Below are 13,465 nucleotides of genomic sequence, written 5' to 3' on the forward strand. Positions count from 1 at the left end.
CACATACTCGTTATGCCCATTCGTGGGGACACCAGGGGAAGTAGGGGGAGGATGTGCGCGAAATAGTCAGACGCCATCTGGGGAAAGTGATGGCGGGGGGCGCGGTCGCTGTGGCGGCCACCGCCGTGATGGTGGGCATCACACTGCCGGGATCGGCCGGGGCGGGGGAGTCCCGAGGCCAGGAACGCAGTGCGGCCGCGGGTGCGGCACAGCAGGACGCCGTACCCAAGGACGCCGTCGTGGAAGCCGCTCCTGAAGAGGGCGAAAAGGGCGTCGGCAGCGATCCGTTGACCGACGACGAGATGGAACGCGCCGAGAAGATCGCCCTGCGCGGCGACGTCCGGATGTCGGCCAGGGACGTGGAGGGCGACCGCGGACCGCAGCTCCTGAGCAGCAATCTCAGCGAGGCGGACCCGACCGAGGCCGCCGACGCCGAGCGGCCGCGCCGCGCGGAGATCGTCTACTACGACTACAAGGACGACGCGCTCGTCACCAAGACGGTCAACCTCGACACCGGCAAGGTGGAGGACACCGACACCTCGCACGGCGTCCAGCCACCCGCGTCCAGGGACGAACTGGCGGAGGCCGCCCAGCTGTTGATCGCCGACCCGCTGGGCAAGGACCTCAAGAGCGACTACAAGAACGCCATGGGCAAGGAGCTCACCTCGCCGGGCCAGCTGCGGCTCAGCGCCTTCGTCTTCCACAAGGAGACCGTCGAGCAACTGCCCGCCGGGCTCGCCAAGTGCGGCGAACACCGCTGCCTCAGCCTCGTCAGCAAGGTCGTCAACGGGCCCTGGATCGACACCCGTGACCTGATCGTCGACCTGAGCGCCCGCACCGTCACCCGTCTTCGCTGAGCGGCCGGCACAGGCCCGCTCCGGACCCATCTCACTTCCCGCACGAGGGAGTTCAATCCGTATGCACGTCAAGAGACTCACGCGCGCCCGCAAGCGCGCCTCCATCGCCCTTGCGGTCACCGCGCTCCTGGGTACCGCCATGGCCGCGGCAGGACCGGCCGGTGCCGCGTCGAAGGCCTCCAAGGACGCCCCCGCGGCGCCCGCGCCGGCCTGCAGCGCCGACTACCGCATCGAGCAGACCGTCGACGGCGGCACCACCTGGCGCATGTGCTGGCACTACAACACCAACGCCGGCCTCGTCCTCGACAACATCTCGTACCAGCCGAAGAACGAGCCCAAGCCGATACCCGTCCTCACCAGCGCCCGGCTCGCGCAGGTCCATGTCCCCTACGACGACGGCGAGGACGAGTACCAGGACATCACCGGCGCCTCGTTCGGCACGGACCTGCTGCCCCTCAAGCCCGCCGAGTGTCCCGGCGGCACCATCAAGACCGTCAAGGTGGCGGGATCGCCCATCCCCGGCGGCAAGGTGAAGGGCCTGTGCACCACCACGCGCGCGCGGGGCCACGCGTACCGCATGACACCGGACATCTACGGCAACCCGAACAAGATCTACCAGGCGCAGGGCAAGGACCTGCTGATCTACACCGTCAACCAGGCGTCCTGGTACGAGTACATCACCGAGTGGCGCTTCTCCTCGGACGGCACCATCACCTCGAACGTCGGCGCGACCGGCAGCCTCTCGCCGAGCGACTACGACGGCGCGGACGGCCAGGGCTGGCCCATCGGCAAGGGCGCCCGCGACTACGCGGAGAGCCACAGCCACAACGTCTCCTGGCGCCTCAACTTCGGCCTGGACGGCTCCCCGAAGGCCAAGGTCGAGCAGTACGACTCCCAGGTGACGCCGCCCACCGGGAACGGAAAGCCGAAGACGAAGACGACCCGCACCCCGGTCACCAAGGAACTCATCGGTGACGTCAAGGGCATGCGCTGGTGGCGCATGGTGAGCACGGCCGGAAAGAACAAGGACGGACATCCCCGTTCGTACGAGATCGTGCCCGGCCACAGCGTCAAGCACCCGGGCCGCAACTACAGCAACCACGACGTGTACTTCACCGAGTACAAGAAGTGCGAGAAGTACACCAGCGACAATCTGTCCGAGAACTGCGGCCCCAAGAGCGTCGACAAGTGGGTCGACGGCCAGACCCTCAAGCACCCCGTCACCTGGGTCAACATCGGCTTCCACCACATAGCCAGGGACGAGGACCAGCAGCCCATGCCGGTGCACTGGCAGGGCTTCTCGCTGGCCCCGCGCGACGTGACCGCTATGAATCCGCTCACTCCCGCCGACCTCGCCGACCAGAACGGCAATACGCAAGGCGGTAGTTGAGAAAGCTCCCTCCCCATCCTGCTGCACCGGCCGCCGCTCCCGGAGTACCCTTCCTTGATCGTTGAACGGGGGAGTGCTCGGGGGAGCGGAAGGGGTGCGCTGGGTGAGCTCGGGAGGGCGGGAGCTCCCCCCTGGTGACGAGGGTCACGAGGGGGGTTCCGCGGACGGCCCGCCCGGAGCGGTGTCCTTGGCGCGGCCGATGGAGATGGGATCTCAGATCGGACCCGAACTGGACTGGGGCGCCGACGCCTGGCGCGAGGTGCGTACGCGCGCCCAGCGCGCCGGGCGGGCCTACATCTGGCTGAACCTCGTGGAGCAGCGGCTGCGCGCCGTCGTGGCCGCTGTGCTCCGCCCCGTCTACGAACCCGTCCACGCCGACGACTGGGTGGTCGCGGCCGCGGGGCCGGCCGGCCAGGAGTGGGTGCAGCGGGCCGTCGCCGTACGCGAAGTCAGCCGCCGCAAGGGCTACTTGCTCGACCCGGCCGACGACAACGTACTCAGCTTCCTCACGCTGCCCCAGCTGCGCGAGCTGATGGTGCAGCACTGGCCGTGCTTCGAGCCCTACTTCGACGACCGCCGCGACGTCGAACTGGCCCTGGACGAGCTGGAAGTCACCCGCAACGTCGTCTCCCGCAACCGCGCCCTGTCCGAGGCGGTGCTCGCCCAGGCGGAGCGCGCATCCGCCAGGCTTCTGGACATACTCGGCGCGGGCACCGACGCGCCGTCCGCGCGCCGGCTGCCCGTGGACGCCGTCGAGTCCCTGGTCGGCGACCGGTACGCCGATGTGGTGGGCGTGCACTCCGACCGGGTACGGCTCCTCACGCACTTCCCTGCCGAGGACATCTTCGGCGGGGCCAGGCGCCTCGACGCGATCGGGATAGGCCTGAACCTCCTGGTGCAGAACTTCTCCGGGCGCCGCCTGGTGCGGCTCGCGGAGTCCGGCTGCCGGGTGCGGCTGCTCTTCCTCAACCCGGCGAGCAGCGCGGTCCGGCGCAGGGAGCGGGAGCTGGGCCTGAAGAAGGGCGAGCTGAGCCGCTCCGTCGAGATGAACATCCTGCACATGCGCCGGGTGCGGGCCCGGCTTCGCGACCCGGGCGCCTTCGAGATCCAGGTCTTCGACGAGACGCCGCGCTTCACCGCGTATCTGGTCGACGGGGACGGCGCGGACGGTGTCGCGGTCGTCCAGTCGTATCTGCGCAGGACGCGGGGGATGGAGGCGCCGGTGCTCGTGCTGCGCGGCGGGCGCCGGGTGGTGAAACCGGGCGATCCGGGCGAGAGTGGACTCTTCGAGACGTATCGGGAGGAGTTCGAACTGGCGTGGGCCGACTCGCGGCCGGTCTCCTGAGCCTCGCCTGAGCCGCTGCCGTGCCACTGCGCGCGCACCCCGCACGGCCAAGCGGAACGCAGCCCTCGGATTGTCAGTGGCGCGTGGGATCGTGGTGGTCATTGGGGGAACGCACCACAGAGAAGGGGGCGGCCATGGGCTGGCACCGGGAGCTGCTGATCGGTTTCGACCTGGAGACGACAGGGACGGATCCGAGCGAGGCACGCATCGTCACGGGGGCGGTGATCGAGGTCAAGGCCGACGAGGTCCTGGGACGCAAAGAGTGGTTGGCCGATCCGGGGGTCGAGATTCCGCCGGACGCGGTGGCGGTCCACGGCATCTCCAACGAACGGGCGGCGGCGGACGGCAGACCGGCCGCGGAGGTCGCCGACGCGATCGCGGGCGTCCTCGTCTCGTACTGGCGGGCGGGCGTGCCGGTCGTGGCGTACAACGCGACGTTCGACCTGAGCCTGCTCTCCGCGGAACTGCGGCGGCACGGACTGCCGTCGCTGCGTGAGCGCCTGGGCGGCGCGGAGCCCGCACCGGTCATCGACCCGTACACGATCGACCGCTCCGTCGAGCGGTACCGCAAGGGCAAGCGGAACCTCGAAGCGGTCTGCACGGAGTACGGCGTGGTGCTCGAGTCGGCGCACGACGCCATGTCGGACGCCCTGGCCGCGGCGCGACTGGCCACCGCGATAGCCACCCGCCACCCCAAGCTCGCCGCCGTCGGCCCCGCGGAACTGCACCGCCGCCAGATCGAGTGGTACGCGGAGTGGGCGGCGGACTTCCAGAACTTCCTGCGCGGCAAGGGCAATGCGGACGCGGTGGTGGAGAGCGCCTGGCCGCTGCGGGAGGAGTTCAGCCTCTCCGGCCGGTCCGACCTCTCCGGCCGGTCCGGCGCCTGAGGGCGACACCCTCAGAACGGATACCACCGCACGGCTGAGTCCCCGTCACGGAGCGAGGCGACGCGGCGCCGGAACTCGGCCAGGGCCTTCGGATCGGTCGGCGCGTGCTGGGCGACCCACGCACAGCTCGCGGTCTCCCGGGCTCCCCGGAGCACCGCACACCCTTCCCACTCCCGCACGTCCCAGCCGTACGCGGCGACGAACCCGTCGTACGCCTCGGCGGACAGTCCGTACCGGTCGCGGGAGAGCGCCATCACCACCAGGTCGTGCTCCCGCAGATCGGAGGAGAAGGTCTCCAGGTCCGCGAGGACCGGACCGTCCGGGCCCACCAGGACGTTGCGGGGCAGCGCGTCCCCGTGGATGGGGCCGGGCGGCAGCTGCGGGGTGAGCGCGGCGGCGGCCGCGGCGAAGCCGTCACGCCGCTCCCGCAGGTAGTCCGCGTCCTCGGGGTCGATCGCGGCACCGGCGAGCCGCAGCCACCGCTCGACACCGCCGAGCAGCTCGCGGCGCGGCAGTTCGAAGGAGGGGGAGGGCAGTGCGTGCACCAGGCGCAGCAGGGCGGCGAGGTCGCTCGGCTCGGCGGGACGCGCGGCCTGCGGAAGCCGGTGCCAGAGCGTCACCGGATGGCCGTCCACCAGGCGGGGTTGGCCCTCCGCCGCCCGCACCGCCGGTACGCCGGACTCCTCGAGCCACTGGGCGACGCGCAGTTCACGCCGCGCGCGGTCAAGCAGCTCCGGTGCGTCGCGGCCGACCTTGACGACCAGCTCGCCGCTGCCGAACACCGCGTTCTCGCCGAGGGCGAGCAGCGCGGCGTCCCGTTCCAGACCCGCCCCGCTCAGTACGTCCCGTGCCCGCGCCTCGTCCATCCACTGCCTCCCGCACCGCATGCCTCGCTTCGCCGACAGTCTCGCATTCGCACAGGCCAAGTGGCGTGCGAGGGCGGCCCGGGAGGTCTGCGCAGCTCCTTGACGTATCAAGATCCCATCAGCACGATGACGGGGGCCGCCTGGGCGGCCATACCCCGATGAGCCGCCCAAAGGAGCCGATTCCGTGACATTGGCGACCGCAACGACGCGGTCAGCGAAGAAGGGACCGCCCGACCGCCGACGGTCGGACCACGGCGCCTGGTTCCTGGTGCTGCCCGCGCTGATCCCCATCCTGATCCTCAGTGTGGGCCCGCTCCTCTACGGCATCGCGCTGGCCTTCACCGACTCCCAGGCGGGACGCACCGAACCCACCCAGTGGGTCGGCGCCCTCAACTTCCAGGACCTGCTGCACGACACGCTGTTCTGGGACTCGTTCCGGATCGGCCTGCTGTGGGCGGTCGGCGTGACGGTGCCACAGTTCCTGCTTGCCCTCGGCCTGGCCCTCCTGCTCAACCAGAACCTGCGCTTCCGCTGGCTTGCCCGGTCGCTCGCGATCATTCCCTGGGCGATGCCCGAGGTGGTCGTCGGCATCATGTGGCGCCTGGTCTACAACCCGGACGCGGGCGTCCTCAACGAAACCCTCGGCAACCTCGGACTCGGCGACGGCCGCGACTGGCTCACAGGACTGAGCACCGCACTGCCCGCCGTGATCGTCGTGGGCATCTGGGCGGGCATGCCGCAGACCACCGTGGCGCTGCTCGCCGGACTGCAGAACACCCCGCGCGAACTGCACGAGGCGGCCGAGATGGACGGCGCCGGCGCCTGGCGCCGCTTCCGCACCGTCACCTGGCCCGCGCTGAAGCCGGTCGCCCTCGCCATCACGGCGCTCAACTTCATCTGGAACTTCAACTCCTTCGCCCTGGTCTACGTCCTGACCAACGGCGGCCCCGGCGGCCGCACCCGACTCCCCATGCTCTTCGCCTACGAAGAGGCGTTCCGCTACGGCCAGTTCGGCTACGCGGCGGCGATGGGCTGTGTGATGGTCGCGGTGATCTCGGTGATCCTCGCGTTCTACCTCGTGGGCCGCCTGAAGGGAGGCGACGAGAAGTGAGCACGACACGCACCAGCAAGCCCGCGCGCGCGGGCCAGTACCTCGCACTCCTCTGCTACCTCGTCTTCCTCGCCTTCCCCTTCCTCTGGCTGATCTCCACGGCCTTCAAACCGCCGCGCGAACTGGCCAGCCTGCACCCCACCTGGATCCCGAAGGACCCCACGCTCGACAACTTCCGGCAGGCCTTCGACGAGCAGCCGCTGCTTCGCGCCGCGGGCAACTCGCTGATCGTGGCGGTCTGCGCGGCGCTCATCGCCGTCATCATCGCGACCCCGATGGCGTACGTCATGGCACGCCACCGCACGCTGCTCGCGCGGGCGGCCACCGGCTGGGTCGTCGTCAGCCAGGCGTTCCCGTTCGTCCTGGTGATCATCCCGCTCTTCCTGGTCCTGAAGAACCTCGGCCAGATCAACTCCCTGCCGGGCCTGATCATGGTGTACGTGGTGTGGTCGCTGCCCTTCGCGCTGTGGATGCTGGTGGGGTATGTCCGGGCCGTACCCACCGAGTTGGAGGAGGCGGCCGCGGTCGACGGCGCGGGCAAGCTGCGTACGCTCGTCTCGATCACCGCGCCGCTGCTCGCGCCCGGCATCGTCGCCACGATCCTCTTCGCCTTCATCACCGCGTGGAACGAGTTCTTCTTCGCGCTCGTCCTGCTCAAGACCCCGGAGAAACAGACGTTGCCGGTCGTCCTCACGCACTTCATCGGCGCGGAGGGCGCCGCCGACCTCGGCCCGCTCGCCGCGGCCGCCTTCCTCGCGACCATCCCCTCGCTCGTCATCTTCGCGATCATCCAGAAGCGGATCACGGGCGGCATGCTGACCGGGGCGGTGAAGAGCTGATGCGCGCACGTATCGCCACGGCGGCGGCCGCCGCCCTCGCGCTGCTGCTCTCCGGATGCGGCGGCGGTTCCGACGAGTCCGACGACGGCCGGATCACCCTCCGCTTCCAGTCGCTCGCCTGGCAGAAGGAGTCGGTCGACGCCAACAAGGAGCTCGTCAAGGAGTGGAACGCGACCCACCCGGACGTCAAGGTCGAGTACGTCCAGGGCAGTTGGGACAGCGTCCACGACCAGTTGCTCACGTCCTTCGAGGGCGGCGAGGCGCCCGACATCATCCACGACGCCTCGGACGACCTCGCGGACTTCGCGTACGGCGGCTATCTCGCCGACCTCGGCGAGCTGCTCCCCGAGCGGCTCAAGTCGGACATCCCGAAGCGGAGTTGGGAGACGACGACCTTCGGGGACGGCGTCTACGCAGTGCCGTTCCTCCAGGAGCCGCGCGTGCTCATCGCCAACGCGAAGTGGCTGAAGGAGTCGGGTGTCAGGATCCCCACACCCGAGAAGCCGTGGTCCTGGGACGAGTTCCGCACCGTCAGCAAGGACCTGACGGACAAGGACAAGGGTAAGTACGGCGTGGCCTGGCCGCTCAAGGAGCCGGTCTCCGCGACGCTGAACCTCTCCCTTTCGACCGGCGGGAAGATGTTCCACCGGGGTGCGGACGGCAAGGTCGACGTCCGCTTCGACGCGGCCGACGAGATCATGCCGCGGACGGTCCACGACCAGGTCAACATCGACAAGAGCGCGTCGAGCACGACCCTCGGCATGGGCGGCTCCGACACCCTGCCCGGCTTCTTCGGCGGCAAGTACGCGATGGTGCCGCTCGGCTTCTCCTACCGTCAGCAGATCGTCCAACAGGCGCCCAAGGGCTTCGACTGGCAGGTGCTTCCCGCCCCGGCCGGCGCGGAGGGGCTCGCCCAGGGCGTCAGCCCGCAGACCCTCTCCGTCTCGGAGGACACCGCGCACAAGAAGGAGGCCGTCGAGTTCATCGACTTCCTCCTGAAGCCGCGGAACATGGTGCGGCTCGCCCAGGGCGACTGGATGCTGCCCACGGGCACGGAGGCGCTGAAGGACCCGGCCCTGCACACCCAGAAGAACGACTGGGCGACGGGCACGGCCCTGGCCGAGGACCTCCGCTCGGCGCCGGCTCAATCCGTGCGGGGCTACCCGGAGTGGAAGGACAAGGTCGCCACCCCGGCGCTCCAGGAGTACTACAGCGGTGCGATCGGCCTGGACGAGCTGCGCAAACGCCTGGTGAAGGACGGGAACTTGGTGCTGGCGCGGTATCAGAGGTAGGCGCCTCGCGGGGCGGCGCGGATATCGCGTAGCTGTTGAACGAGTAGCTGTTGAACGAGTAGCTGTTGCACGAATAGATGTTGCACGAGACGTCTCGTCTCGTTTATGGTCGGCGCATGACCACACGCCAGCGTGCCCATATCGCCATGTTCTCCATCGCAGCCCACGGGCACGTCAATCCGAGCCTCGAAGTGATCCGGGAGCTCGTCGCCCGCGGTCACCGCGTCACGTACGCGATCCCGCACCTCTTCGCCGAGAAGGTCGCCGAGACCGGTGCCGAGCCCGTCCCGTACACGACGACCCTGCCGGGCCCGGACGCCGACCCCGAGGCCTGGGGGACCGAACTGATCGACAATATCGAGCCGTTCCTCACCGAGGCGATCGAGACGCTGCCCCAGCTGGCCGGGGCGTACGAAGGCGACGAGCCCGACCTCGTCCTGCACGACATCACCTCCTACCCGGCGCGCGTCCTGGCCCGCCGCTGGGGCGTGCCCGAGATCTCGCTCTCGCCGAACCTGGTGGCCTGGGACGGCTACGAGGAGGAGGTCTCCGAGCCCATGTACGCCGAGCTGAAGGCGTCCGAGCGGGGCCAGGCCTACTACGAGCGCTTCCATGCCTGGCTGGAGGGGAACGGGATCACCCAGCACCCCGACCCCTTCGTCGGCCGCCCGGCCCGCTCGCTCGTGCTCATCCCCAAGGCGCTCCAGCCGAACGCCGACCGTGTCGACGAGAGCGTGCACACGTTCGTCGGCGCCTGTCAGGGTGACCGCTCGGCGCAAGGCGACTGGCAGCGGCCCGCCGATGCGGAGAAGGTGCTTCTGGTCTCGCTCGGCTCGTCGTTCACCAAGCAGCCCGGTTTCTATCATGAGTGCATCGAGGCGTTCGGGGACCTGCCGGGCTGGCATGTGGTGCTGCAGATCGGCGGGCACGTCGACGTGGCCGAGCTGGGGGACGTATCCGCGAATGTGGAGGTGCACTCCTGGGTGCCGCAGCTCGCGGTCCTCAAGCAGGCCGACGCCTTCATCACCCACGCGGGCGCCGGCGGCAGCCAGGAGGGTCTCGCCACGGCGACGCCGATGGTCGCGGTGCCGCAGGCCGTCGACCAGTTCGGCAACGCCGACATGCTGCAGGCGCTCGGCGTGGCCCGGCATCTGCCGATGGAGGAGGCCACCGCGGCCACCCTGCGCGAGGCGGTGCTCGCGCTCGCCGGGGATCCTGAAGTGGCACGCAAGTCGGTCGAGGTGCGGGCCGGGATGGCCGGGGAGGGCGGTACGAAGATGGCGGCCGACCTCATCGAGGAGGAGCTGGCGAAGGCGGCCGAGCGTAACGCTCAGTGAAGCGTTTCGGTAACGCCGAGGTCATTCGATAACGCTCAGGTAACGCAGGGTTGTTCTGGTGGGGCCATTGACTCGCCCTGAAAGGTTGACCGTTACCCCCGGTGAAAGGTTGCACGGGCAGGTTCTTGTTCCTTGAACCAATCGCTTCTTAGCGTGAGGTGAACTTTCCACGAACGCCAGGAAGTTGACCCCATGCGACGAGACATACCGCCCCTCGACGAGGTGCGCCGCATCACTCAGAAGAAGCGCGACGCGTGGTGGACCGTGCTGCTTGTCGACCCGGTCGCCACGCCCCTCGTGCGGCTGACGGCCATGCGTACACGGATCACACCGAACCAGATCACCTGGGGCGCGTTCCTGTTGGGGCTCGTCTCAGCGGCGTTCTTCGCGCTCGGTGACTGGCGGTGGCTCATCGCCGGTGCCGTCGTCTACCACCTCAGCTTCATCCTCGACTGCATGGACGGCAAGATCGCCAGACTCACCGGCACCGGTTCGGTGTTCGGGGCCTGGCTCGACTTCGTCTTCGACCGGATCCGCGTGATGGCGTGTGCGGTGGCCCTGATGTGGGGTCAGTACCACCGCACCGGCGAGTCCATGTACATCTGGGCCGCGGTCGCCGTGGTCGGGCTCGACACGCTGCGGTACATCAACTCCCTCGAGATCTTCAAGATCCGCCACTCCATGCGCAAGCAGATCAAGGTGCGGATGAGGGCCGCGCGGCGCGCGGAGAACCAGGCCGAGCTCGCCTTCATGGAGGATCTGCTGCGGGACAACCCCGAGGCGGACATCGAGCAGGATCTGCAGAAGGCGCGGTCTGAGGCGGGCGTTCCGGAGGCGCCGGAGGCACCGGAGGCGCCCGTCCCCGTCGCCAAGGCTCAGGTCATCGATCTCCACCAGGAGTTCCGGCGCAAGTTCCCCGCCTATCTGCGGGCCCGCTCCTTCCTGCTGCGCCACCGCATACGCGCGCACCTGGTGAGCGGCATCGAGTTCCAGATGGGCGTCTTCATGATCGGCCCGCTGTTCGACGTGGTGATGCCCGCGACGATCGTCTCCGGGGCACTGCTGCTGGTCTTCGAACTGGCCATCATCTACAAGCTGCTGCTGTCCACGCGTGACTTCACGCGGACCATCGACTCCTTCGAGGAGCGGAAGGTCGTGGCTGCGGCGTAGAGGCCTCGCGGGGACTGACGCCGGACGGGCTGGATTTCCGGCCCGTCCGGCGTTCGAGGGCATCTCCGTTACGCCCGCACCCGCTCCCCCTCCGCCACAGGAACCGGCTGCGGAGTCACCTCGTCATCCGTAAGGTCCGGCATGCGGCGCAGCCACCGCGGCAGATACCAGTTCCGCTCGCCCAGCAGCGCCATCACCGCCGGCAGCAGCACCCCCCTGATCACCGTCGCGTCGATCAGGACCGCTGCCGCGAGGCCCACGCCCATCTGTTTCATGGACTGCATGGACAGCGTGCCGAAGATCGCGAAGACCGCCACCATGATCACGGCCGCGCTCGTGACCACGCCCGCCGTCGTCACCACGCCGTGGCTGATCGCGTCCTTCGTCGTACGTCCCTGCAGTCGCGCCTCGCGGATCCGGGAGACCACGAACACGTGGTAGTCCATCGAGAGGCCGAAGAGGATCACGAACAGGAACAGCGGCAGCCACGCGACGATCGCGCCCACGCCCTCCGCGCCGACCAGCGATGCGCCCCAGCCGTGCTGGAAGACCATCACCAGGATTCCGTACGCCGCACCCACCGACAGGAGGTTGAGCACGATCGAGGTGATCGCGATCGTCAGGGAGCGGAAGGAGAGGAGCATGAGGAGGAAGGCGAAGGCCACCACGAAGGCGAAGACCGGCGGGACCGACGAGGTCAGCTGGTCGTTGAAGTCCTTCGAGCCCGCCACCTGACCCGTCACCGGCGCCTCGACGCCGTCGACCGCGCCGAGCGTCGCGGGCCGTACCTTGTCCCGGAGAATGTCCAGGCTCTTCTCGGCCTTGCCCTGGTCGGAGCCGCCGATCAGCGGTACGGAGAGGAACGCGACGTTCTGCCGCTCGTGCACCGTCACGTCCACCGGGCCCTTGGACGCGCCCGAACTCACCGCCTGCTCGCGGAAGTCGGCGATCGCCGCCCGCACCGGAGCCGCGTCGATGTCGTCGGCGCTCACCACGACCTCGGCCGGCTCGGAGCCGCCCGGGAACGCCTCGTTCACCCGCTCGTACGTGGCCACGATCGGCAACGAGTCACCGAACTCCTGGTCCAGGGTGAGCTGTTGGGTCTTCATGCCGATCGCCGGCAGCGCGATCGCCGCCAGGACGCCCGCCGCGATCGCCACCGAGACGGCAGGCCGCTTGAGGACCCGGCCGACGACCGCGCGCCACATCCTGCTCTCGCTGGGCACACCGCCCGCCCGCTCCCGGCGCCGCAGGAACGGCACCCGGCCCTTCTCCACCCGCTCGCCGAGGAGCGAGAGCAGTGCCGGCAGGACGGTCACGGAACCGACCATGGCGACCGCGACCACCATCAGGGACGCGACGCCCATCGCCTCGAACTCGCCGATGCCGGTGAACAGCATGCCCGCCATCGCCACGCACACCGTGATCCCCGAGACGATCACGGCCCGGCCGCTGGTGGCCGCCGCGATGCTCAGCGCGGTATGCGCGTCATGACCCTTGGCGCGCTCCTCGCGTTCGCGCCGCAGATAGAAGAGGCAGTAGTCGACGCCGACCGCGAGGCCCACCAGGAGCATCACCGAGTTCGCCGTCTCACTCATCGGCTGGAACTGGCTGACGACGGCCATCAGGCCCATCGTCGCCATGATCGCGGTAAGGGCGAGGGCCACCGGAAGCAGTGCGGCGACCAGTGCGCCGAAGGCGATCAGCAGGATGCCGAAGGCGACCGGCACCGCGGAGTACTCGGCCTGCTGGAAGTCGTTGCCGAAGGCGTCGTCGAACGTCTTCTGCATGCTGGCGCCGCCGATCTCCTCGATCCGCAGCTCCTTGTGCCGGTCGGCGGCCTCGTCGACGGCCTTCAGGACCGGTTCGACGCGTTCGCCCGCGGTCTCGTCGTCGCCGCGCATGTCGAACCGCACCAGCGCGCTGCGCCCGTCCCCGGAGACCGAGTCGCTCTTGTAGGGCGAGGTCACCGCCGTGACCTCGCCGGTGGCCCGGACGGCCTTCATGACGTCGTCGACGGCCTGCCGGAAGCCGGTGTCGGTCGCCTTGGGGGCGCTCGTCCCGGTTTGCCTCGCCTGGATCAGGACACTCTCGCCGACCGGCTCCTTGATGCCGGCGTCCTCCACGATCCTCGTCGCCTGGTTCGTCTCGCCCTTGAGGTCGTCCTGGTCGACGTCGGTACGGCCCACGGCCGAGCCGAGGGCCATGGACACGACGACGAAGAGCACCCAGATGCCCACGGCCGCCCATCGGTGCCCGGCGCTCCATCCGCCGGCCCGGGCGGCGATCCCCCGTACTCGTATGTTGTGATTCCCCATGGCTCGAAGCTAGGGCGGGGCCGGGCACCGATGGGCGGCCGTGGGCATCTGGG

General features: G+C 69.4%; 11 protein-coding genes. 9 read left to right on the top strand and 2 right to left on the bottom strand.

The window, feature by feature from the left end; all coding sequences use genetic code 11:
* The first annotated feature begins 110 nt into the window (after positions 1-110).
* From E2651_RS20565 to E2651_RS20580, 4 genes are all read left to right on the top strand, one after another.
* Complete coding sequence (locus E2651_RS20565) at positions 111-857, top strand: Tat pathway signal sequence domain protein (RefSeq protein ID WP_348541657.1); 747 nt, start codon at positions 111-113, stop codon at positions 855-857.
* Between the two features lie 61 nt (positions 858-918).
* Positions 919-2,247, top strand: a complete 1,329-nt coding sequence (locus tag E2651_RS20570) for a copper amine oxidase (protein ID WP_135332642.1) — start codon at positions 919-921, stop codon at positions 2,245-2,247.
* A gap of 103 nt (positions 2,248-2,350) precedes the next feature.
* Positions 2,351-3,592 carry an SAV2148 family HEPN domain-containing protein gene (locus E2651_RS20575; RefSeq protein ID WP_135332643.1) on the top strand — a complete coding sequence of 414 codons (1,242 nt, stop codon included), beginning with the start codon at positions 2,351-2,353 and terminating at the stop codon, positions 3,590-3,592.
* 134 nt (positions 3,593-3,726) lie between these two features.
* Positions 3,727-4,479: a 3'-5' exonuclease gene (locus E2651_RS20580; RefSeq protein WP_135332644.1), complete on the top strand. Its 753-nt coding sequence runs from the start codon at positions 3,727-3,729 to the stop codon at positions 4,477-4,479.
* An 11-nt stretch (positions 4,480-4,490) separates the two neighbouring features.
* On the opposite strand, the gene E2651_RS20585 is transcribed toward E2651_RS20580, so the two are convergent.
* The gene (locus tag E2651_RS20585; RefSeq protein ID WP_135332645.1) at positions 4,491-5,345 is read right to left on the bottom strand and encodes an aminoglycoside phosphotransferase family protein; all 855 of its coding nucleotides are present in this window, start codon (positions 5,343-5,345) and stop codon (positions 4,491-4,493) included.
* A 190-nt stretch (positions 5,346-5,535) separates the two neighbouring features.
* Between E2651_RS20585 and E2651_RS20590 the strand changes: the two genes are divergently transcribed.
* From E2651_RS20590 to E2651_RS20610, 5 genes are all read left to right on the top strand, one after another.
* Positions 5,536-6,456 carry a sugar ABC transporter permease gene (locus E2651_RS20590; RefSeq protein WP_135332653.1) on the top strand — a complete coding sequence of 307 codons (921 nt, stop codon included), beginning with the start codon at positions 5,536-5,538 and terminating at the stop codon, positions 6,454-6,456.
* The gene (locus tag E2651_RS20595; protein WP_135332646.1) at positions 6,453-7,295 is read left to right on the top strand and encodes a carbohydrate ABC transporter permease; all 843 of its coding nucleotides are present in this window, start codon (positions 6,453-6,455) and stop codon (positions 7,293-7,295) included. The genes E2651_RS20590 and E2651_RS20595 overlap by 4 nt, the downstream gene beginning before the upstream one ends.
* Positions 7,295-8,587, top strand: a complete 1,293-nt coding sequence (locus tag E2651_RS20600) for a sugar ABC transporter substrate-binding protein (RefSeq protein ID WP_135332647.1) — start codon at positions 7,295-7,297, stop codon at positions 8,585-8,587. The genes E2651_RS20595 and E2651_RS20600 overlap by 1 nt, the downstream gene beginning before the upstream one ends.
* 77 nt (positions 8,588-8,664) lie before the next feature.
* Positions 8,665-9,924 (top strand): macrolide-inactivating glycosyltransferase, encoded by a 1,260-nt coding sequence (gene mgt, locus E2651_RS20605; protein ID WP_135332648.1) that lies wholly within the window; start codon positions 8,665-8,667, stop codon positions 9,922-9,924.
* A gap of 192 nt (positions 9,925-10,116) precedes the next feature.
* A complete protein-coding gene (locus E2651_RS20610; protein WP_135332649.1) occupies positions 10,117-11,094 on the top strand; it encodes a CDP-alcohol phosphatidyltransferase family protein in 978 nt (325 codons plus the stop codon).
* A 68-nt stretch (positions 11,095-11,162) separates the two neighbouring features.
* Here E2651_RS20610 and E2651_RS20615 read toward each other — a convergent pair whose 3' ends face one another.
* Complete coding sequence (locus tag E2651_RS20615) at positions 11,163-13,412, bottom strand: MMPL family transporter (RefSeq protein WP_135332650.1); 2,250 nt, start codon at positions 13,410-13,412, stop codon at positions 11,163-11,165.
* Positions 13,413-13,465 lie beyond the last annotated feature (53 nt).

The organism is Streptomyces sp. MZ04 (genome assembly GCF_004684775.1).
Taxonomy (GTDB): Bacteria; Actinomycetota; Actinomycetes; order Streptomycetales; family Streptomycetaceae; genus Streptomyces.